This window comes from Specibacter sp. RAF43 (assembly GCF_052114065.1).
In the GTDB taxonomy this organism is placed as follows: Bacteria; Actinomycetota; Actinomycetes; order Actinomycetales; family Micrococcaceae; genus Specibacter.
The window spans coordinates 1-21,221 of record NZ_JBFREA010000030.1; the positions used below are offsets into that span (position 1 = coordinate 1).

A 21,221-nucleotide genomic window follows, 5' to 3' on the forward strand; every position below is an offset into this window, starting at 1 on the left:
AGATGCGACTTGGTGGGAACCGTGCGGTACAGCGTCGCCCGGGAAATATCGAGCTTTTCGGCCACCGCGTCAATGGAGACGCCCTCATAGCCGTTCTCCGCAAACACCGCCGCGGCGGCCTCCGCAACGGCATTAAAGTCAATCTCCAGGCGTGGCCGTCCCACAGCATTCTTCTCCCGCTTGGACGGGGCAGAATCAACCGTCATGACACCTCACCCTCTCCTCGACGCAGCCGCCGCACACCAGCACCCTCGCACGCCAACGCGCGCCATGTTGACCGATACGAAAACCGTCCCACAGGCCGTGTTCTTCTCTTCACGCGAGCGAGGAGAGGCGTCAACCCAGCGGGGTCTGTCCATCATCTCAAATCAGTAGGCCGGGTGCTCCGTATCTGGGGCCATCCCGGACAACGGTACTCCACCTTCTTGCCGTTCGTACCGCTGGTGCGGCTGCCCGGTATGAGTTACTTTAGTTATGATCCGTCTGATATCACAATTCGGTTGCCCCTCCCGGGCAACGCACGCCGCCCGGGACAGGCCGGACAACCGATCCTGACACAAGAGAGCAAAGATGAGCCAACTGATGCCGGAGACMAAGTCATCCATAGCCCCTGACACAGATTCCGCAGCGATTGTCCGCGAGTTCTACAGCGCCCTGAGCGCCGGAGATGCGGCGAGGCTGCGGGCGATCGTGGAAGAGAACTTTGCCGCTGACGCCACGCTGACGTGGCCCGGTTCCCTGCCTCACGGCGGCGCCCTGGTCGGTGCCTCCCGGATCGCCCGCGTACTCTCCAGAGCGGTGGACCCAGAGGCCAAGGGCGGGCCGACGAACATGCATCTTCTCGGGACGATTGGCAACGGCAGCAGGATTGTCGCAGAGGTGGCCTTCGAGCTTGCCCCGGCAGGTCAATCCACATCCATTCCCACCACGGCGCTGGAGCTGTGGACCCTGGCCAAAGGCAAAGTTGCCTCTATTGACGCCTACTACTGGGACACTCATCTCTTCGCTGCCTCTGCCGGTGCCTAAAGTACGGCCCCTTCGTGGGCGAAGGTCTTAGCGTCGTAACTTCAGCACATTTCTCACCCGCGCCGGCGAGCGAAGATCATCGTCTGGGTCCCAGGAAACCCTTCCGGTCCTGACAAGGTACTCCAGATGGGACAGGGTTTCCGAAAGTGCCGCCCGCAGGTTCACGCCATTGAGGGCAGTCCAGCCACGCGACCATGTGAGACGCTCCGCAACCTGCCACGCCGTCAATCCCGGAGTGGCCGAGGCGATGTCCAAAATTTCTTGCGATCGTTCCTGGTGGTGGAGTTTGAGGTCCCGTGAACGTTCGGCAAGGCCCCGAAACCGATACTCGTGGGCCGGGCACACTTCGAAGGCGTCCCATTCGATCATCAAGTCGAGCGACTGGTAGTACTCTTCAAGAGCGTTTCGCTCCTCTCCTGTGGAGTTGATTCCAATGTTCGGAGTGATCCGGGGAAGCACGTGGTCCCCCGTGAAGATGACTTCACTATCCAGATCAACTATGCAAAGATGTCCGGCAGTGTGTCCTGGTGTGGCAATCACTCGGATATTCCGACCCGGCAGGGGCAGAGCGTCCCCATGCTGGAGGAATACAGTCGGGCGCGCGAGCCCCCTGTAGTACTCAATCTCCGCGGGCGTGAGTATCAGGGACTCGGCCTCTTCTCCGGCCACGCCGCAGCGGATAAGCCAGTCCCGATCCCGTGCCATTGCCTCGCCCGAATTGAGTCGGGAGTCGAGGAAATGAACCTCTCGCTCATGCATCCCAATCCAAGCCCCCGTCTCCTGGGCCAGTCGTCCGACCATGCCGAGGTGATCAGGATGGTAGTGAGTCGAAACTATCCCGACAATCGACTTCATGCTCAAGCCCGCCAGGGCCAGTCCCGCGGTGAGATCGTCCCAGCCATCATCACTTTCCCACCCAGGGTCAACGATGAGGCACTCGCCTGACTCATTGGAGAGGATGTAACAAAACGTATGACGAACCGGATTCTCACGGAAATCAATGGCCACGGACCACACGAACGCCGAGACCTGCTCGACGGGCGGTGACACCTTATCGATCCACGCCTGTTTCTGGATAGCACCTGTTATCTCGATCGCCACGCTCATCCCTCCTCCAAGCCGCGCCTGATGCGACGGACTCGTAGATGTCAACGATAGCGTGGCGCACTCCTTTTTGATACCATCAATCTCACATCAAATTCTACCCCGCGAGTAGTCCGCCCGTGTTGGAACGCATTGGGCGCCTCGCCCCGAAGAGTGATCGAGGAACCAGCATGAGTTCGAACGGATCCGAGCGTTTCGCAGGCAAGACCATCATCGTCACCGGGGCGGGGTCGGGGATCGGGAAAGCAACCACTATCCGCCTCATCAACGAAGGCGCCCGTGTGATTGCCAGTGACAGCTCGCGGGAACGCATGGACGGCCTCGCCTCCGAATTTGGCGGGGCGGAGTTAACAGCAGTCGTGGGAGATATCATGCGGCAGGAGACAATCGGGGAAATCATCGCCTCAGCCAACGGGGTGGTCGATGGTCTCGCCAATGTCGCCGGCGTCATGGACCACCGGGAGCCCATACATGAGCTCAAGGACGAGGTCTGGGATCGAGTCATGGGCGTCAATGTGACGGCGGTCGTACGCCTAATGCGGGCCACGCTACCCCTGATGCTCGATGCGGGAAAAGGCTCCATCGTCAATGTCTCATCAGCCGCCGGCACGCGTGGCTCCATGGCCGGAGCAGCCTACACGGCCTCGAAACACGCCTTGAACGGCCTCACAAAGAGCTCAGCCTTCATGTACCACCACAAGGGAATCCGGGTCAATGCCGTAGCCCCGGGGGCGACGATCACCAACATCGAGGCACCGATGGACTCGGCGTACGCCACTGAACTCTTCGAGTTGCCGAGGCTTCCGCTGGTGCCAGCGTCGGCCGAGGACCTTGCAGCTCCGATCACATGGCTGCTTAGCGATGACTCCCGGAACGTCACGGGAATCGTGCTCCCTTCAGACGGCGGCCGAACCGCCTTCTAGTCCGATGAACCGGCGCCATGAAAGGCGAGTACGACTGTGGACATCGGCACGATGACGCAGGCACCGCTGAAGATTCACCAGCCAGCCAGTGGGGATCACGGGGTAGGCAATCCGCGCCGGCCGCGGGAAACGGTGGGACCGGCAGGGCTACAGCGCGGGAACATCCACGTCAATCCCCCGAAAATCCTTGACCGCCCGAGGCAGCAGAGTCGCCCGAGCAGAGGCAACAACTCCGTTGGCTCCCGTCAAGTCGGCTTCGATGAACGCCAGGGTCCGGCTATAACGGGTTACTCGTGATTTGAAGACCAACGGCAGCATGGCGGGTCGTCGATACTCAATATTGAGCGTCGTCGTCACCGCTACCCACCACGGCGGCAGCAGGGTCAGCAGCGCCAAGGCACAGGCCTGGTCGGAGGCCGCAGCAATGACGCCGCCGTTAACCGCCCCATTCGGGTTCAGGAGTGAGTCATTACCTAGCTCGAGTTCGACATATCCCGGTTCGGAGTGTCGGACGCGCAGCCCCACCACCTCGCTGCTCGGGAGCCTCTCCGCCCACTCAGCCCACGCTTCGGGGCTCTCGGAGTAGGCCACCGTAAGGATGTGGTTCACGTCAACGCTCACAACGAGCCGCTCTGTCCGGTTCGGGGCCAAGCGCCAAGCGCCAAGCCCAACTGAAATGTCACGTTGAAAAGCACCTTCGCCTTGATTTGGAAGTAAACGTTCTCACACTATCATGTGAACATCGGCAGTAACGGGGGCAGGCACCCCAACTAAATGAGAGGTATGTATTCATGTCCACCGAAGAAACTCGAGAAATTGTTCTGACTTTCACAGCCGCACGCGCCGAGAATGACTCGAAGGCTATCCGCGCGCTACTTCATGATGATGTCCAATGGCACCCACCCGTCAGCATTCGCAACCGCCCCCATGTGGGAGCCGACCGGGTCACCCGGGCCCTTACGGGAGGCTCGACAAGTTCGATCCTGGAGGTGGCGAGCATTCAAAGGCAGACACATCAGATGATCGTCGAAGGTGATGCGGCAGTAGTGCGGCAGGTGATGACTGCCCAGCTCCTCGCCGGCGGGGAGTACCGCAATGACTATTGCTGGATCTATGAGTGTTCCAACGGCCAAATCACCAAGTTAATCGAATACGGTGACACTCTCGTCACCGCACGCGCCGGCTTTATCCCGCTGGAGACGCCGACACCCGAGTGAGAGGGTGGTTTCCCCTATTGCTCAGGCAGAACTAGTCGACTAGTCTAACTGAATGAGAATTCCGATTTCTAGATCTGCGATCCCGGACTGGTTTGACGCCGATGACTCTCGGCTGCTGGGCGCCACCTGCCTGACCTGTCGGTGCATCTTTTTCCCCCCAACGGTTGACTTCTGCCGGAACCCCTCATGCGAGGGGGAAACCTTTGAGCAGACCCCTCTCTCAAGGACCGGCACCGTTTGGTCGCACACGACCAACCACTACCAGCCTCCCGCCCCCTATCTGAGCCCAAAGCCCTTTGCGCCGTATACCGTGGCGGCAGTGGAGCTGGCCAAAGAGGGGATGGTCGTCCTGGGCCAAGTGAGCGTACACGGAGGCGCCGTCGCCGTCGGCGATCGGGTCCGCTTGGTATCCGAGGTCTTGCTCACCGACGACGAGGGTGACCAGCTGGTTTGGCGCTGGACGCACGATAACGAAAGCAGCGAAGAGAATGAATGATGTAGCGGTCCTTGGCGTCGGCATGCACCCGTGGGGCAAGTTCGGCCGTAACTTTGTTGAGTACGGGCGCGTCGCCGCTCGGGCGGCACTGGCCGATGCCGGCATCGAGTGGGCCGACGTCCAACTCGTCGCTGGGGCGAATACCTGGCGCGGGGGCTACCCCGGTTTGGTGTCCGGTTCGACCTTCGCCAATGCCCTGGGTTGGAACGGCGCACGCATCAGCAGCTCCTTCGCAGCATGCGCGTCGGGCTCCCAGGCCATCAACGTCGCTCGCGCGCACGTGCTGGCAGGACTCTGCGACGTGGCCTTGGTCGTCGGGGCCGATACGACTCCAAAAGGATTCTTTGGGCCCTTCTCCAATGGAGACGAAACCGACCCCGACTGGCTTCGCTTCCGCCTCATGGGTGCCAGCAACCCCACCTACTTCGGACTCTACGCTCAGCGCCGAATAGCGCAGTATGGCGCCACCGAGTTCGACTTCGCCCGCGTAAAGGCCAAGAACAGCCGGCACGGCCTCACAAACCCCAATGCCCGCTTCAGGAAGATCGTGACAGAAGAAGAGGTGCTCGCCTCTGCGTATGTCTCCGAACCCCTCCACCTTCTTGACGTGTGCGCGACCAGCGATGGGGCGGCCGCCGTCGTCATAACGAGCATGGAATACGCTCGACGCAAGACCACCAATCCAGTGATGCTCAAGGCGCTGTCGACAAACACACCGGTGTATCCGAACAACCTCATCGAGATGCCCAACTTCGCAAGCGACTCCACTGCAGTCATTGGGCCCCCACTTACCGGTTTCCGTGCCTCACTGGCACACTCGGCCTACGAGGAGGCGGGCCTGGGACCGGAGGATCTTAGCGTCGCCGAGGTCTACGACCTGTCAACGGCACTCGAGCTCGACTGGTATGAGGACATCGGCATTTGCGCCGCGGGAGAGGCGGAGAAGCTTCTGAACGACGGCGTCACCGAGATCGGGGGGCGGCTGCCAGTTAATCCCAGCGGAGGCCTTGCATGCTTCGGTGAAGCCGTTCCCGCCCAGGCCATTGCCCAGGTCTGCGAGCTCACCACCCAGTTGCGATCCGATGCAGGAGACCGCCAGGTTGCCAATGCACGCGTAGGTATCGCGGTGAACCAGGGCCTGTTCGGCCATGGGTCCGCGACCATCCTCGCCCGGTAGTCAGTCTCGCCGAAGGCCCAGGGCGTTCGCCCACACCACATTGAATGCGGGCAGGTCACGCTCTGGGTCAAACGGTTCCTTCAGGTTAAACCAGATGTGAGCCTGCGCGTTTGTCATGGCCACAAGGGCACCGGCGACAACTTCGGTGTCAAGTGTCTCGTCGATGAGTCCCTCTTGTTTTAGCCGGTCCCAGTTCTGCTTTTGCCGCGTCACTTCGCGCCGGCGAACCGTGAGGAAGATGTCTCGAAAGACCTCATCAGTGGGGGCCAGTTGTTCAAGCAGGCTCAGGAGCGCGGCGTTCTCCTGGTAGAGATCAAAGAAGCGTTTGTTGGCTTCGGCTATCTGGCCAATTGGGTCCTGTGGATCGTGGGCCCGTCGTATTCCACTCTCGTAGATGCTGTCAATGACATCCGTGAGGACCGCCGCCAGGAGGGTTGCCTTGGAATCGAAGTAGCGGTAGAAAGTGCCCACGCCGACTTGGGCCAGCGAGGCAACGTCCACGATGCGGGCTTCGTGGAAGCCGTCACGCGCAAACACGATCCTGGCCGCGTCCTTGAGCGCTGCAGTGTTCCGCTTCTGGCGGAGCGTCCGTTTCCAGGGCTGGACGCTATTCGGAGGATCCACCTCGAATGGAGCGTCCCCTGAGGCATCCGTCATTGTCCAGCCTCCTGAAGATTCGGCATGTCGGAATCCGGGCTCCGCGAAGTCCCCAAGCCGGAGTGGGAACTCAGCTTGCTTCTCCAAGAATAGAGAGGGCCACGCGCTCCCGGTGATGGTCTGTTCCACCCCAGGCGTTGAGCAGACTCCAGACCCGAGCCATATATAGGTGGAGATCAGCCTCCATAGTATAACCAATGGCGCCATGGCACTGAAGGGCTGCCTTGGCCGAGCGCCTTGCACCGGCGTTCGCCTTCACTTTTGCCATCGAGCAGAGCCTCGACTGGTCTTCCGCGCCTTCGCTCAGCGCCCAGGCCGCAGCCTCAACCAAGGGCCTGGCGAACTCGATTTCAATGTAGGCATTGGCCAAGTGGTGCTTGACTGCCTGGAAACTTCCGATCGGAACACCGAACTGGGTCCGCATCGAGGCATAATCAACCGTGATGCCGAGAAGTTTGGTTGAAAGTCCCACCAGGACCGCTGCCGTACCGAGGGTGGCCCGGCAAGAACTGAGACGTATTTCTCGAGCGGCCCGCTCACCCTCAGCGACCACTATTGCCCGCGACAGCGCGTCGGGTCCCAGTCGCGCCACACTTCGAGAGCCATCAAAGGCCGGCGAATCCTGCCCAATGCCAGAATCCTTCATCGCCAGGTACAGCACCCTGTCAGGCTGAAGAACGACAATGCCGTCGGCGTCGCGAGCATACGGAACCACGTCGGAATCCGTCGCCGTCAGGACAGCACCTTGCTCGAGGAGACCTTCGAGCAACATTGGATCAAGTGCCCCCAACAACGGTACGGCGATCGCGGCATGCTCAACGATAGGCCCGGGGGCGCACGCCAATCCGACGGCATCCAGTGCTGAGATGAACTCAAGCTCGGAGCCGCCGCCCCCGAGCTCCTCTGGAGCAAGCAAGCTGAGGAAACCCGTTGCTTCCAGGCCCTTCCAGAGTTCAGTGTCACCGGCACGGTCCACACCCCACGCCGCGCGAACATCAGCGGGTGTGCTTGTCTTTGTCAGCACGGACGTCACCGCCGAACGGAACATCTTCTGCTCTTCAGTGGGAAGAAATCTCATGTCAGCTCCTTGGGAGGCCGAGCACACGCTCAGCGATGATGTTGCGCTGGATCTCGTTCGTTCCAGCAAAGATGGGGGTCGCCATTGCCGTGATGAAGCCATGAGACCAGGGCCCCTCAATTTCTGCCCCGCCCCCCAAGAGGTCGAGGGCGGTCTCATGGAGATGCACGTCCATTTCCGACCAAAAGACCTTGTTCGCGCTTGATTCAGCACCAAGGTGGCCACCCTCGGCGAGCTTCGTGACTGTCTTCATCGCCATGAATCGGTATGACTGCGCAGAAATCCAGGCGTCAACCACGTCCGCCCGCGCCTTTCCCGAGGCGTCCGGGGTGTGGTGATACAGGTCAACGAGGCGATCTGCCGCGGCAAGAAACCTTCCGGGCGAACGTAGAACCAGGCCGCGTTCGGAACCAGTCGTCGCCATGGCCACTCCCCAGCCGTGGCCGACCCCACCGAGGATGTCAGTATCTGGAACGAAGACGCCGTCGAAGAATATTTCACCGAAGCCCGTTTCTCCCCCAAGCTTTTGGACTGGTCGGACTGTTATTCCAGGGGCGTCGAGGTCAATGAGCATGTACGTCAAGCCGTGATGCCGCTTTGATTGAGCATCCGTCCGTACAATCGCGAAGAGCTTATTGCAGAACGGCGCACGCGTGCTCCAGGTCTTCTGGCCGTAGACTCTCCATCCGCCTGCTTCCTCGTCGCGGACGGCCCTGGTACTCACACCGGCGAGGTCGCTCCCCGCTTCCGGTTCAGACCAGCCCTGGGCCCACATATCCTCGACGGCCGCAATCCGGGGAAGGAGGTTTGCCTTCTGCTCCTCGGTGCCGAACTCGAAAAGCGAAGGCGCAAGTAAGAAAATACCATTCTGAGCAGCCCTTGGCCCGAGCCCGGCCGCGAAATACTCTTCCTCGAAGATCATCCATTCCCAGAGTCCAAGGCCCCGCCCTCCGTACTCCTTCGGCCACGAGACTACCGACCAGCCCGCATCAAAAAGTACGCGCTCCCACGCCCGGTTAATCTCGAAGCCTTCTGCCGTATCCGGGGAGGGTAAAGGATTCGCGGGCTTATTGGCGCTGAGCCACTCACGGGCTTCGGCCCTGAAGTCTCGATCTGCTGGGGTTTCGTTGAGATTCACAATTCGACAATATCGTTTCTGAATCGGAATTCCAAGTCATTCTTGAAATTTGGGGATCTAGTTCGGCGCCTCGACGAACTCAAACGGAACACCACAGGTCTCCCGCGCCCGCGTTGCCAGTCGCGACGAGCCGTCACCATTCTCGATTCGATTCAGGTGGATACCACGTTCTTGGGCACCGTCCGCAAATTCCTCGAGACCGCGAACTTCCAGCACAATTGCATGCGGGCCCGTGCCCCAACGCGCCAGGTATCTCCCCAGCCGGGAGTCGGCAGTACTGGGCTGCACGAGTTCAATGTCGGCGCTGGTTCCAATTGAGAAACGGATCCGCGCCGATCGGCCGTCGGGAGCATGCGTAATGGCACTCGGCTCAAGCCCGAGATTGTCCTCCAGTGCGCTCAGCGAAGTATCGAGGTCGGCGACCAGGAAACGCCGACTGCTTACCCGGACAATCTCTCCAGGCGCGGCCGAGGTGCCGGCGACCGATGCGAAGTCCAAGGGAAGCCCCGAGTGGGATGTCGGAACCACCTCAAGAAGCAGGCCCGCGTCAACTTCCGCGTCATAGCCCAGGGGGTCTTCCGCAGTGACGCCTACCCAAACCCTTGGAAAGTCGAGTTCGGGTCCCGGAGCCGTCACGCGGTGCCGGACCTTGTTTCTCCTCAGGTGCTCAAGAACCTCGTCAATGTCGCCGGCAAGCACGGTGGCATGGGTCCGAACGAGCCTGTCCCCCTGGGCGGCGATGCGTTCCTGGACGTAGTCGTGGGGCTCAGTGCGCGGGCGTGGTGCAATGACCTCGATCCGGGTCGGCGACACCTTCAGTGACGGATGCGCCCGCAACCAGATGGCCCGGAAACCATGGCCCTCCGGTTCATGGAACGCCGACGCGCGTGGTGCGGGCAGCCCAAACAGATCCACCAGGTGCCCCGCAACGACATCGGGCGAGTCCGTAACGACATCTGCGGAAACCAACGCGTCATACCGAACCATAGAGACTCCTCAGGAAAATAAGTAAGTGAACGTTCTCTTTGAGACTAGTGGTACAGTGGGCTCACGTTCAAGCAGGAGTCGTGATGGCTGAAGCAGTTATTCTTTCGGCGGTTCGTACCGCGATCGGAACGGCGTTCAAGGGAACCCTAAGCGCCACCACCGCGGACCAACTCGCCGTGCCCGTGGTCACGGAGGCCATCCGGCAGTCCGGGCTCGACCGCCACCTCATCGAAGACATCGTGTTCGCAGAGTCTCTTTACGGCGGCGGCGTACTCGGACGGTACGTCGCACTCGAGGCAGGTTTAGTGAACGTTCCGGGACTGGCCCTGAACAGGCACTGCGCCGGAAGCCTCTCCAGCCTCATGGTTGCCGCGAGCAGCATCCGCGCGGATGCCGACCAGGTAGTCGTCGCCGGCGGCGTTCAGTCCTCATCGACCGCCCCCCTTCTGCGGCAGCGCAGCGATCCGGCCGCGGAGTGGTTATCGCTCTCCCATCGGCCCACCGACGATGCCCCCGCAGACGATATGTCGATCACCGTTGGCTGGAATGCGGCAAAACATGCCGGGTTGTCCCGCTACGAGCAGGATGCCTGGGCGCTTCGATCGCACCAGCGCGCGGTTCAAGCCGCCGCATCGGGACAGTTCATCGATGAGATCCTTCCGCTGGAGGTAATGACCGCCGAATGTGAGCGCGTCACGTTCGGCGCCGACGAACATCCACGATCCAACACGAGCCTGGAACGTCTCAGCCAGCTGGGCGTGATCCACCCTGATATTCCCGGTTTCAGCATCACCGCAGGAAATGCCAGTGGCGTTAATGACGCCGCAGCGGCGCTCGTGATCGCAAACTCGGACGTGGCACGTATCCACGGCTTGCAGCCACTTGCCACGATCCGTGCCTGGGCATCTGTAGGAACCGATCCCTCGGCAACCGGGACCGCGCCGCAGGCGGCAATTCGCAAGGCCCTCGACCGTGCCAAACTTAGCGTCGAAGACGTCGATATCTGGGAAATCAACGAGGCCTTCGCATCCGTACCCCTCGCCGTTTCGCGTGCCCTGCGCCTGGACGAGAATATTGTCAACCCCTGGGGAAGCGGGTGCTCCCTGGGACATCCCGTCGCTGCCTCCGGTGCGCGCATGATCACGACCCTCGCCCACGAACTTAACCGCCGCGGTGGTGGCATCGCGGTCGCGGCGATGTGCGCAGGCGGCGGGATGGCATCCGCCGTCATCATTGAGAGATGACGAAAGCAACGCCCGCGTTCTCATTGCGCCATGGCGACCAGGAGCACTCGATCTGAGGCAGTGGCAGCGTTGCTCGAGGAGCCGCTACCATGGTCATTTTCCGGTCCGGGCACGCTGGGCCCAACGCCCCGGATGAGGGCCCAAGACGTGTGGGCGCCCGGAGCGGAGCCTCCTGCCTGTCGGCGCCGCCGGGACCCCGACCAGATGAGACCAGCGTCATTGGACGCACCGAAAACCGCCGCCCGGCATGGGGAACCCTGAATTCATGTGATTCCCCTGCCTGGGCGACGGAAGTCCGCCCTAGCCCATCAGATGTACCCCGCAGGAGGAATATTGYCGCCTAAAACGCCGGGCAAGTCAACCGCCGGTGGATCCGGGCCCAGGCGCCGCGGCTCAGAGGAAGCCGAGCTGCTTAAGCAGTTGGTGATTGTTCCAGTAGTCCCGGTTTCGGACAATCTTGCCGTCTCGAACTTCTGCAATGGACGCCCCCGCGACAGCCCACGGCTTGCCCGTCGCCGGCATCCCCGGAAGGTCCAGATTATGGAATCCACCCTGAATCCAGGAAATACCGAACCCTTCGTCGGTGGCATAAATGGTGTCAACGATCCAGCGGAACTTCAGTGCCTCGGTCATGCTCGATTGGAATCGTTTCACAGCCTTGATCCCGTAGTGAATCTGGCGTATTGACGTGTCCTCATAAACAATGTTGTCGGCAAGGAACGAATACACTGCTTCCATGTCCCCCGAGTGCCAGGCCTCAAAGTAGTTCTTGACCAGTGCCTCAGTATTCGGATCATTTGCCATGTGTACTCTCCTCGTTTCGCGGTGCCGGCAGCAAGCCCAATTGCTTGAGCAACGAGTGCTTATTCCAGAAATCCCGGACGCGCGTGATCTTCTCGCCCTCAAAAGCGACTATCGATGCCCCGGCACACGTGTATGGCTTGCCCGTGGCAGGCATGCCGGGGAGGTCTAATTCATGAAAACCTCCGACAAACCAGGACAGAGCGAAGCCTTCGCCGGTGGCGAAAATCTGATCGACGATCCAATGTGGCCGGAGGGCCGTCAATATCGGCGCCAGGTACTCCCGCACGTCAGCCACGCCTCGATAGCTAAACGATTCCCATGTGTCCTCGACGATGACGTCGGGGGAATAGAAACTCAGGATTTCCTCCAATCGGCCGGCTCCCAGCGCTTCGGAATAGCGAGTCGCCAGCGACTCACCGTAAGGATCATTTGCCATCTGTTTCTATTTCTCCTGTCATTTTTGCCACCTGGTCAGCGTCTCTGATCTCGGCTCACAGTGAGCCCCAGCGCTTGGAAGTCCCAGGTTCCTGTGGTGATCGGCCGTTCCCTGAGCAGGTGCTTGAGGACGCGGCCTGCATGGTTCTTGGGAAGTATGTCGATGAATTCTACGTATCGGGGAATTGCGAAGTAGGGCAGATTCTCCCGTAACCATTCAAAAAGCGAGTGGGGTGCAGGCTCCTGTCCACTGAGCACAATGCATGCCTTGATATCGTCTTCCCCCAAATCGGAGCGCACCGCATGAACGGCGACCTCATCAACGGCGTCGTGGCGACGGATTGCAGCCTCCAATTCAATGCTGGAAACGTTCTCACCCCGGCGTCGCAATGCATCCTTCTTGCGGTCTACAAACGCAATGGAACCGGAGGGAAGCTTCTTGCCAAAGTCACCCGTGTGGTACCACAGGCCGGCAAAAGCCTTGAGTGTTTCTTCTGGGCGGTTCCAATACCCGTCAAACATCGCGAAACGGTGACGCGGGCGCAAGCAGATCTCCCCCACTTCCCCATCATCAACCGGGTTCAGTTCATCGTCGAGAATGAGAACTTCGATGTCAGAAACGGGACTTCCGTTGCTCATCCGATCGCGCAATCCGCTGGGGGAATTACTGAGCACGGGAACACATTCCGTCTGCCCGTAACTTTCCGCCCAGGCATCCGCTCCGAAGCGCGCCCCGAAGGCCAGCTGGTCTGCTTCCGTGAACGGCGCAATGTTCATGGTGCGCAGGCTGTGCTTGCGATCGTAGTTGGACGTCGGAGAGCCGAGCAACATGGTTCCCATCGCACCGACACCATTTGACAAGGTGGCGTTCGTCTCGGAAATCCGGCGGAAGAACCGGGTTGGACTAAAACTTGGCTCGACGATCAAGGGTATCCCCGCCATCAGGCAGGGCATCAGGATCTTCAGCTGGCCACCACCGTGGAAGAGGGGCATCGCAGTGATGAAACGATCCGTGGGAACAATATCGAGCATTCCTGCATCAACCTGCCCACACCGGGAGTAGTATCCGTGCGACAAGACACACCCCTTGGGAAGACCCGTCGTGCCTGAGGTGTAAAGGATGCTCATGGTGTCAGTAGGCAGGACGGCTTCGGAAGCATCCTCCGTAGCCATGGGCAATGAATTGTAGTCATGGAGGAGGGCCTCCCCGTCGGCCTCAGGCGGCAACCCGTCGAGCAGCACCAGAGCCTTCACACTCGAAAGCTGATGAAGTAGCGGCTGGATGGCTGCGCGTCCGGCCTCATCGGAAATCACGAAGGCCGGGGTCGAGTCTTCTAGCTGGAACCGCAGGAATTCTCCCCTCAGAAAGGCATTCAGGGGGACCTGGATGGCCCCCAGCTTGGCCAGGCCGAAAAAGATCTCAAACCACTCCGCCCTGGTTGAGGTGAGGATTGCGATGCGGTCACCCTTCGAAGCACCCAAGGCCCTGAAACGCGAAGCCACTGCTTCCGCCCGGTGGTTGAGCTCCCCATAAGTGATTCGCCAATCTTCGACTTCGTAGGCGACTGTGGCGGGCGATACCCGAGCGAGTTCCGAAAGCCTGTCGCCCACAGTGATGGCGCGGCAACCGGTCAAGGTATTCATGGTGTCCTCTTCTGTGAGGGGGCGGAGACAATAATTTATGATACACGGATTCTCATAATAAACCACAGGTGCTACGGCAACGTCAGTTCGCCGAGCCCCGCGGGAAAACGACGCTGCACACCGCCACGCAGTCCACCACGTTCGATGGGCCCAATCGTGCTCACGGCAGCGCGCGCCGACACTCTTGGCGAAGTTGGCCCGCCGCCGCAGGGACCGCCCGATTCGTCAACCATTGGACTATCCAAATAATAAAGATACGATTATGCTCAAAAGTGGGCTGCACTGGCCCGAGGCCCTGACGGCATCCCCTATCGCCCGGCCAACGCCGAGAAGTCGAGAAAAGGTCCAATCGCGACGGTCGCAGATGATAATGCGGAGTCATGGAACGGAGAATAACAATGGAACAGCTATCCCCCGAGCACGACAACCTGCATACCCCGACGACTGACGATATCTTCTGGACAGAGACAGCCTGGTTCGCCTTCGCCGTGCCGGAACGAAACCTTACGGCGTTCGTGTACCCCGTCTTTCGAACCAACCAGAATATCTGCTCCTCCGCTGTGTATATCTGGGACCACCAAGGCGAGACTGATCATACGATCCTCTACTCGCAAAACTACTGGCATATCCCGATGCCCAACGACCTCACCAGGATGCGGCTTGAGAGCGGCCTCAAGTACGACGTCATCGAGCCGCTCCGAAAGTACCGAGTCAGATACGACAGTGAAGAAGTACAGTTCGACCTCGAGTTCACCGGCCTGGTCGAGCCAATCTTCACACCACGCGGAGACCACCTCGACCAACCCGGACACATTGTGGGGACGCTGAATCTTTACGGCGAGGAGATCGCCGTGGACTGCTTCGAAATCCGTGACAAGTCATGGCATGTGCGCTCAGATAAAAGCCTAATCCTTCCCGACGACGTGGCCGAAGGATCATATGCGTACGGCATCAACGCCAATACGGCGTTCCTGGCCCGGACTATGTCCGAAGATAAGGATTTCGGTCGCCTCCGCCGTGGCGGATGGCTCCTCCGTGATGGCATCTCTTCGCCGATTGTTTCCGGCACCCGCACGGCCGAGCGGACGGGAGCTGACCGCCCTTCCAATCACATCGTCATCGAAGGCGTGGATGACCTCGGCCGTACTTTTACTGCCGTCGGTGACACTGTCAATAACTTCGCGCTTCGGTCGACGCCGGCGATGGTGCCGTGGATCAGTGGCACCAACTGGAGCATCGACGGGGAATGGGCCTGGGGGGAAAACCAGGAGTGGTCTCTCGGCGCCCGTCATCGAATGAAGAAGAAACTGGAAGCAGGAGTCGCAAGCGAATGATCGACGTCTCGGAAGACTTGCCGACCACCCCCGAAGAAATCACCTCCGAATGGTTGAGTACGGCACTGTCGTCTACCATGGGCCCGGTGGTGGTTGAATCCACCCAGGTCACCAAGATCATTTGGGGTAATGCAACAAAGGTGTGCATCGATGTCACTTACGGCCCGGGAACAATCCCCGCCGATCTTCCTGCAAGCTTCTGCGTCAAGGGGGGCCTCGACAGCAGGCTAGGGAATATTGGGTCCACCGTTCAATACATCCTTGAAGCAAACTTCTATGGCGCCCTGCGGGAGAACTTCGCTACGGCTCTGCCCACGAGCTACTATGCAGGCATCAATGCCGATGAATCCCAGGGAATAATCATCCTGGAAGACATGAACAAGGCAGGGGTGCGATTTGTAGACGCGGGAGAAACCCTCACGGTTGATCAGGTCGCGTCGGGTCTTGAGGAACAGGCGGCCTGGCACAGTGCGACCTGGGGACAGGGCCTTGGAGACCTTCCGCGCCTCGCAATCGGCGGCCCGGACCGCACAGGTGCCAAGATGTTCTTCAGTGAAAAGTACTGGAACCGCCACTTCAGCGAAGAAGGCGCTCCGGCGTTGCCGCCGGCCTTTCAGGATCGCGAAAAGATTAGTGCCGCATTCAATGCAATGTGGTCCGCAGATGACGTGGGAATGCTCTGTCTGCAGCACGGTGACGCGCATCTTGGAAACACCTACCTAGACCAGGAAGGCAAGGTCGGCTTCATAGATTGGCAGGCATACTTCCTAGGGCCCTGGTCCTACGACGTAGCGACATTCCTCAGCGGCGCACTCACCATCGAAGACCGGCGCAACAATGAAGAAGCCCTCCTCAAGCATTACCTCGAACTACTGTCAGCAGGCGGCGGCGAAGAACTATCGTTCAAGGCCGCACATTCTGACTACCGCCGCCACTTGCTGCGCGGATTCCTCTGGGCCGTTTCCCCTTCCATCATGCAGCCCTTTGAACGCTCAAGGATCATGAGCGAGCGCCATTTGACTGCCATGGAGGACAACGGAACTCTAGGACAGTTGGGCTACTAGCCCGAAGACGTGTGGACATCCCGTCCAAAATCCATGGTTTCAGGGTCGGATCCTCTTCTTCGGCCTGATGGAACCTGCCAATCACAGGCAACTTGGCAGAGTGGTGGAGCGGCCGGACCCGTGCCTGCCGTTTGGGTTCGACCGCCCTGTGGGTGGCGTGGCTGACCTTTGGTGGGCCCATTGTGGCCACCAATTAATTGTGAGACTATCTGTACATAAATATGCGTAGCCTGGGGCAGGGATCGGAGAATTCATTGTTGAAGGAGCAGATCATCGGTGCAGTGGGGCCATCCGGAGAAACCCAGTTCACAGTGGTTGTCTCGGAGCGGGAAGACCTCGCCGACGGGGTGATCGGCCTGGTCTTGCAGCGCGGGGACGGGGGCTTGTTGCCTCATTGGACTCCTGGCGCCCACATAGACCTGGTTCTCGATGACGGACTGGTGCGCCAATATTCACTCTGTGGAGATCCCGCGGACCGTTTCCAGTACCGCATTGCGGTGCTTCGGGAACCGCAAGGCCGTGGAGGCTCGCTCATCGTGCACGACCGCGTGCACCAAGGGCACGAACTCGTCCTACGTGGCCCGCGGAACAACTTCGTCCTGCGAGAGGCGCCTGCCTACCTTTTCGTGGCGGGGGGAATCGGAATCACCCCGCTGTTGCCGATGATCCAGGCCGCGGAGGCTGCCGGCGCAAACTGGCATCTCGCGTACGGGGGGCGCAAGGCTGACTCGATGGCCTTCCGTAGTGAACTGCTCGAGGCCTACGACGATCGCATCTCAATCATTCCCCAGGACACCCACGGGATGCTGGACCTTGCCCGCCTTGTCGGCGAGCTTGGGGATGAGGAACTTGTTTACTGCTGCGGTCCGGAGGGTCTGTTGGAGGCAATCGAGGCAACATGCGCACGATCGATACCCGGGCGCCTGCTCGTCGAGCGCTTCAGCGCCCGGGCCCAGGACCAGTCCGCGGGCGGCGAGCAATTCGAGGTGTTTCTCTCCCGTTCAGGGTTGACACTCCAAGTTCCACATGACCGATCGATTCTGGAGGTCGTCGCCGAAGCCGGAATCAGCGTGGTGTCCTCCTGCCAGGAAGGAATCTGCGGAAGCTGTGAAACACGAGTGCTCTCAGGTACACCTGAACATCGCGACCAGGTTCTCGACGATGAAGAACGGGAGGAGAACTCGTGCATGATGATCTGTGTTTCGCGTGCGGTCGGATCTCATCTCGACTTGGACCTCTAACCATTAACCTGCTGCCAAGGAAGATGAAATGACAATCAGTGAAACCCAGCTCATCCAGTTCCCCCAGTCACGGGGGAAATGCCCCTTTAATCCGCCTGAGTCGTTGACGTCGTTGGCAGCCAGCTCCGGGATGTCACAGGTAAACCTTTGGAATGACACCAAAGCGTGGCTGGCTACGGGCCATGCGGAAGTCCAGGCAGTATTGACCGACGCGAGGTTCAGCGCCAGTCCTACCAAGGGCCTACCCCCGATGTCCCCCCGGGACTCAGCATCCCCGGGGAACCGGGCGTTCATTCGCATGGATGACCCCGAGCACAACCGGATCCGCAGGATGGTCATGCGAGAGTTCAGGGTGCAGCACGTGGAAGCGCGCAGGTCACAGATCGAGCGATTCACCCACGAACACATTGACCGGATGCTCGCAAAGGGCACCGAGGCAGATCTCGTCTCCGACTTCGCACTGCCGATCCCCTCCCTGGCGATCGCAGACCTGCTGGGCGTGGCCGACGGCGATGCCGAGCTATTCCAGCGTTGCGCGACGGTATTGATCGACCTCGGTTCCACGCCCGAAGAGATTGGTCTCGTGAGCTCGGAGCTCTTCGAGTTCCTGGACCGGTTGGTTATCCAAAAGATGGAATCTCCCGGCGATGACCTCGTGAGCCGACTCGCCACCAAGTACATGGCATCGGGCGAACTCACCCATGAGGAAGTGGTCCTGTCCTGCTTCCTGCTACTGGTAGCAGGGCATGAGACCACGGCGAACATGATTGCAATGGGAACGCTCGCCCTGCTTGAGCATCCTGATCAGCTGGAGAAGTTTCGTACATCCACTGATCCGACAATGATCACCAACTCGATCGAGGAGCTCTTGCGCTATCTGTCGATCGTCTCGAATGGACCCGTCCGGGTTGCCCTCGAAGATGTCACAATTGGTGGCCATCTAATTCGCAAGGGAATGGGTGTAATTATCAATCTGCCGACGGCCAATCGCGACCCTGCCGCCGGCGCAATCCCCGATGTGCTCGATCTAGAACGTAAGGACAACAAGCACATCGCCTTCGGCGCCGGCACTCATCAATGCTTGGGGATGCACCTTGCCCGGCTTGAGTTGGCCGTGACCCTTCCAGCACTCTTCTCGCGTTTGCAGGGCCTGCGGTTGTCCGTTCCGCTCGAGGATATCCCCTTCCGTCATCAGTCACTCGTGTTCGGTGCCTTCAGCGTGCCGGTTACGTGGGATGCCTAGGTCAAGGCGCACACCTTTTCTGCCGAGGCCGTGCAGTAGCCACCACTGCACGGCCTCGGTTGAATCGAGCGGTTCATGCGTACCCGGGCCAAGACGGCCGCCGCGCGCCGGGGCTGCTCAGCCGGGACTTCACCCGTCTCTGCCGGCGTTGTCTAGGTTACCTGGGGCATCGACCTGTATTCCGGTGCCATCATCGGCCGGCGAACCTTCAGGGTGACAGACGCCGCTTTTGTGGAGCAGTGCCTGAGCGTGGCGTTCTGGCGGCGCCCGCACACCGGGCGCCCGGTGCCATGCGAACGGGTCAAAAAGGTTGATGAACTCGGTTGTGCCACACGCTCTTGGCCTTGGTGAGTTCGGGCGTACCGGCGACGACAATGAGACCTTCCGCCGCAGAAAGGGCCTCCTCGAGAATCGCGTCCGCGCCCGAGGCCATGGCCCGCGAAACGTAGGGCGCAAAATCGACCGCATCCGGGGGAATCGTGATCGAGGGGAGCATCTGGACGTCAGAAAACTGCCACCGCCCGTCTTTGATTGCGCCCTGGACTCGACGGCGGCATGAAGGGAAGCCTCCAGTTCTGGCATCGAGACCACCTGCGACTCGAGCGGGGAAATGAGTGCGACCTTGATAGGGCCATCCGGGACGGACGCCGCAGGTGCGCTAACGGCGTAGCCCGAACTTGCTACCGACCTTCAGGGACCGGATATCCACTGCTGGAGGCGATGCTGTCAATGCCGGGTGGCATATGGAGTGCCCCCACAGAGCCAACCCGACCGTTCCCTCCCGTCTTGTCGGGGTTGAGGTAACGGCTCTCGGGGATTGGCTTGAAGACCGCACGGCCGACTGCGGACGTCCCTGAGCTATTGGCGAATGTCACTTCCGTGGTAATCATCTTCAGGTCGAAGCGACTCACCTTTACGGTGATATCCGAGGGAACTGTTGTGGGACGAAGATAGGAGACGTTTAACTCTGTCGTGACCGCTCGCCATCCCACGGCAAGCTGCGTACAGACCGCCAACGCCATCGCCTGATCGCACACCGCAGCAACGATACCGCCGTGTGCGGAGCCGTTTTCGTTCAATTCCAGCGGGGTCTTGGTGAACTCCAGGCACACCAATCCCCGGGCCACCTTCTTGCACCGGATTCCGAACATCTGCGAGGGCGGGAGCCGCTCGGCCCACTCCATCCAGGCTGTCGGCTCGTCGATCGGCGGGGGGGGCCGGCCAAGGCACCATTCGTTCTCCTAGAATGTCGTAATTGAGTCACGAGATGGTGGGCCGGCCCCAGTCCGGGTGGTCTTGGACTACTTGAAGACGATGTAGTCGTCCTTGATGTAGGCGCCATCAAGCATCTTCTGCAGCGAGGGGTGCTTGCCATAGAGGTTCTTGTGAGACACCTGGTAGTCCTCGACGTCAGACCAGTTCAGGGGGTACGACTCCATGTAGTTCCAGCTTCGCACGACCTTCTTGTCGCGAGAGATGCTCGAGACCACCCCGTAGGTGTGGCTCGGCCAGTCAAAGGTCCCCTGCTGAGCGAACTCGATATGCAGGTCATCGCCAAGATCGAGCACGATCTTATCGATCGAACCCCGCTCCGTACGGCTAATCTGAAGGTTCGCGTCCCGACGAGCGGTACTCTGACCGTCGACGTAGTGGTGAGCCGCCGTGAAGTCAGCCTTGGGCCGACCGTTCCACGCATGCCCACCCTCGAGCGAGCCGTCCTCGTACTCCACGAGCCAGTTGAACCAGTGGTGCTCGAAACTGTCGACGAATCTCGTATCACGCAAGGTGAGCTCAGGCCGGCTGTATATGCAGTCCATTTGATAGAGACCCTCAACCGGGTCACCGTCGATGAAACCCTCAGCCTTGGCAAAGTTGCTGCGGAAAGCGAAGGGGTGGGGGAAACCCTTCTGCTCAGGGATATGAAATGAACACACGTCACCCAGCGGCCTGGCAGTGATCTTCACCCGCCCACCAGCCTCTTCCCACTCAACTCGGTCCGCGAAAAACTCGTAGCGGAAACCCTTGCCCTCGTAGATGATCGAGTCCTTGGTCGACTTGGTCACGAACGGCTCAATGACCGGGTGCTCCTTGAACGGGATGTGTAGCGGCGCATTGGTGTCGAAGGTGTCGACCCCCCGGTAGAGCCCGAAGTTTAGGGAAGCCTGCCGGTCTTCCGGCGCTTCGACCGCCCGGAGCATATTGTAGGTCGCGCCAGACTCACCCGTCACCACGAACCAGGTGCTCAGTAGCACCGACCCCAGCCCCATGGTTTGATCGTTGAGACCGAACTTTTCTAGGGAAGGGGGGCCCTCCAGGTATGTCGTATATCGCACCATTACTTCAACTTCTCCTTCACTGGGTAAACGGGGGCAGAATTATGATACTGAGTGACTCTAAAGTATTTATTTA

General features: G+C 60.1%; 23 protein-coding genes. 10 read left to right on the forward strand and 13 right to left on the reverse strand.

The window, feature by feature from the left end:
• Positions 1-206: TetR/AcrR family transcriptional regulator (locus AB4Y80_RS14895; protein WP_442213899.1), on the reverse strand; the 206-nt coding region annotated here is incomplete at its 3' end.
• A gap of 364 nt (positions 207-570) precedes the next feature.
• Between AB4Y80_RS14895 and AB4Y80_RS14900 the strand changes: the two genes are divergently transcribed.
• A complete protein-coding gene (locus AB4Y80_RS14900) occupies positions 571-1,026 on the forward strand; it encodes a nuclear transport factor 2 family protein (RefSeq protein WP_442215128.1) in 456 nt (151 codons plus the stop codon).
• Positions 1,027-1,053: 27 nt separating this feature from the next.
• Here AB4Y80_RS14900 and AB4Y80_RS14905 read toward each other — a convergent pair whose 3' ends face one another.
• Complete coding sequence (locus AB4Y80_RS14905) at positions 1,054-2,133, reverse strand: MBL fold metallo-hydrolase (RefSeq protein WP_442215129.1); 1,080 nt, start codon at positions 2,131-2,133, stop codon at positions 1,054-1,056.
• A 167-nt stretch (positions 2,134-2,300) separates the two neighbouring features.
• Between AB4Y80_RS14905 and AB4Y80_RS14910 the strand changes: the two genes are divergently transcribed.
• Positions 2,301-3,053 carry an SDR family NAD(P)-dependent oxidoreductase gene (locus tag AB4Y80_RS14910; RefSeq protein WP_442215130.1) on the forward strand — a complete coding sequence of 251 codons (753 nt, stop codon included), beginning with the start codon at positions 2,301-2,303 and terminating at the stop codon, positions 3,051-3,053.
• Between the two features lie 147 nt (positions 3,054-3,200).
• Here AB4Y80_RS14910 and AB4Y80_RS14915 read toward each other — a convergent pair whose 3' ends face one another.
• Positions 3,201-3,674 carry a PaaI family thioesterase gene (locus tag AB4Y80_RS14915; RefSeq protein WP_442215131.1) on the reverse strand — a complete coding sequence of 158 codons (474 nt, stop codon included), beginning with the start codon at positions 3,672-3,674 and terminating at the stop codon, positions 3,201-3,203.
• Positions 3,675-3,844: 170 nt separating this feature from the next.
• Between AB4Y80_RS14915 and AB4Y80_RS14920 the strand changes: the two genes are divergently transcribed.
• The 3 genes from AB4Y80_RS14920 to AB4Y80_RS14930 are packed head-to-tail and all read left to right on the forward strand — an operon-like array spanning position 3,845 to position 5,943.
• On the forward strand, positions 3,845-4,270 hold the full coding sequence (locus AB4Y80_RS14920; RefSeq protein ID WP_442215132.1) for a nuclear transport factor 2 family protein: 426 nt from the start codon (positions 3,845-3,847) through the stop codon (positions 4,268-4,270).
• A gap of 52 nt (positions 4,271-4,322) precedes the next feature.
• Complete coding sequence (locus tag AB4Y80_RS14925; RefSeq protein WP_442215133.1) at positions 4,323-4,766, forward strand: Zn-ribbon domain-containing OB-fold protein; 444 nt, start codon at positions 4,323-4,325, stop codon at positions 4,764-4,766.
• Positions 4,759-5,943, forward strand: coding sequence for a lipid-transfer protein (locus AB4Y80_RS14930; protein ID WP_442215134.1), 1,185 nt, complete (start codon positions 4,759-4,761; stop codon positions 5,941-5,943). Before AB4Y80_RS14925 ends, AB4Y80_RS14930 begins: the two co-directional genes overlap by 8 nt.
• On the opposite strand, the gene AB4Y80_RS14935 is transcribed toward AB4Y80_RS14930, so the two are convergent.
• The 4 genes from AB4Y80_RS14935 to AB4Y80_RS14950 form a co-directional block, all read right to left on the reverse strand.
• Positions 5,944-6,600, reverse strand: a complete 657-nt coding sequence (locus AB4Y80_RS14935) for a TetR/AcrR family transcriptional regulator (protein ID WP_442215135.1) — start codon at positions 6,598-6,600, stop codon at positions 5,944-5,946. It lies immediately after the preceding gene.
• Between the two features lie 70 nt (positions 6,601-6,670).
• The gene (locus AB4Y80_RS14940; protein WP_442215136.1) at positions 6,671-7,678 is read right to left on the reverse strand and encodes an acyl-CoA dehydrogenase family protein; all 1,008 of its coding nucleotides are present in this window, start codon (positions 7,676-7,678) and stop codon (positions 6,671-6,673) included.
• A gap of 1 nt (position 7,679) precedes the next feature.
• Complete coding sequence (locus AB4Y80_RS14945; protein ID WP_442215137.1) at positions 7,680-8,816, reverse strand: acyl-CoA dehydrogenase family protein; 1,137 nt, start codon at positions 8,814-8,816, stop codon at positions 7,680-7,682.
• A 57-nt stretch (positions 8,817-8,873) separates the two neighbouring features.
• The gene (locus AB4Y80_RS14950; protein ID WP_442215138.1) at positions 8,874-9,803 is read right to left on the reverse strand and encodes a VOC family protein; all 930 of its coding nucleotides are present in this window, start codon (positions 9,801-9,803) and stop codon (positions 8,874-8,876) included.
• Between the two features lie 83 nt (positions 9,804-9,886).
• Between AB4Y80_RS14950 and AB4Y80_RS14955 the strand changes: the two genes are divergently transcribed.
• Positions 9,887-11,047, forward strand: a complete 1,161-nt coding sequence (locus AB4Y80_RS14955) for a thiolase family protein (protein WP_442215139.1) — start codon at positions 9,887-9,889, stop codon at positions 11,045-11,047.
• A gap of 393 nt (positions 11,048-11,440) precedes the next feature.
• Here AB4Y80_RS14955 and AB4Y80_RS14960 read toward each other — a convergent pair whose 3' ends face one another.
• From AB4Y80_RS14960 to AB4Y80_RS14970, 3 genes are read right to left on the reverse strand one after another with little or no spacing between them, the layout of a single operon-like run.
• Entirely contained in the window at positions 11,441-11,851 is a 411-nt protein-coding gene (locus tag AB4Y80_RS14960; RefSeq protein ID WP_442215140.1) for a nuclear transport factor 2 family protein, read from the reverse strand.
• Positions 11,841-12,287: an ester cyclase gene (locus tag AB4Y80_RS14965; protein WP_442215141.1), complete on the reverse strand. Its 447-nt coding sequence runs from the start codon at positions 12,285-12,287 to the stop codon at positions 11,841-11,843. Before AB4Y80_RS14965 ends, AB4Y80_RS14960 begins: the two co-directional genes overlap by 11 nt.
• 35 nt (positions 12,288-12,322) lie before the next feature.
• On the reverse strand, positions 12,323-13,930 hold the full coding sequence (locus AB4Y80_RS14970) for an AMP-binding protein (protein ID WP_442215142.1): 1,608 nt from the start codon (positions 13,928-13,930) through the stop codon (positions 12,323-12,325).
• Positions 13,931-14,328: 398 nt separating this feature from the next.
• On the opposite strand from AB4Y80_RS14970, the gene AB4Y80_RS14975 reads away from it, so the two are divergent.
• From AB4Y80_RS14975 to AB4Y80_RS14990, 4 genes are all read left to right on the forward strand, one after another.
• Positions 14,329-15,264, forward strand: coding sequence for a hypothetical protein (locus AB4Y80_RS14975; RefSeq protein WP_442215143.1), 936 nt, complete (start codon positions 14,329-14,331; stop codon positions 15,262-15,264).
• Positions 15,261-16,328, forward strand: a complete 1,068-nt coding sequence (locus tag AB4Y80_RS14980; protein WP_442215144.1) for a phosphotransferase — start codon at positions 15,261-15,263, stop codon at positions 16,326-16,328. The genes AB4Y80_RS14975 and AB4Y80_RS14980 overlap by 4 nt, the downstream gene beginning before the upstream one ends.
• A 257-nt stretch (positions 16,329-16,585) precedes the next feature.
• Positions 16,586-17,569 carry a PDR/VanB family oxidoreductase gene (locus tag AB4Y80_RS14985; RefSeq protein ID WP_442215145.1) on the forward strand — a complete coding sequence of 328 codons (984 nt, stop codon included), beginning with the start codon at positions 16,586-16,588 and terminating at the stop codon, positions 17,567-17,569.
• A 337-nt stretch (positions 17,570-17,906) separates the two neighbouring features.
• The gene (locus AB4Y80_RS14990) at positions 17,907-18,812 is read left to right on the forward strand and encodes a cytochrome P450 (RefSeq protein WP_442215146.1); all 906 of its coding nucleotides are present in this window, start codon (positions 17,907-17,909) and stop codon (positions 18,810-18,812) included.
• Positions 18,813-19,113: 301 nt separating this feature from the next.
• On the opposite strand, the gene AB4Y80_RS14995 is transcribed toward AB4Y80_RS14990, so the two are convergent.
• From AB4Y80_RS14995 to AB4Y80_RS15005, 3 genes are all read right to left on the reverse strand, one after another.
• A complete protein-coding gene (locus tag AB4Y80_RS14995) occupies positions 19,114-19,308 on the reverse strand; it encodes a hypothetical protein (RefSeq protein ID WP_442215147.1) in 195 nt (64 codons plus the stop codon).
• 184 nt (positions 19,309-19,492) lie between these two features.
• Positions 19,493-19,996, reverse strand: coding sequence for a PaaI family thioesterase (locus AB4Y80_RS15000; RefSeq protein WP_442215148.1), 504 nt, complete (start codon positions 19,994-19,996; stop codon positions 19,493-19,495).
• A 117-nt stretch (positions 19,997-20,113) separates the two neighbouring features.
• The gene (locus AB4Y80_RS15005) at positions 20,114-21,148 is read right to left on the reverse strand and encodes a hypothetical protein (RefSeq protein WP_442215149.1); all 1,035 of its coding nucleotides are present in this window, start codon (positions 21,146-21,148) and stop codon (positions 20,114-20,116) included.
• Positions 21,149-21,221 lie beyond the last annotated feature (73 nt).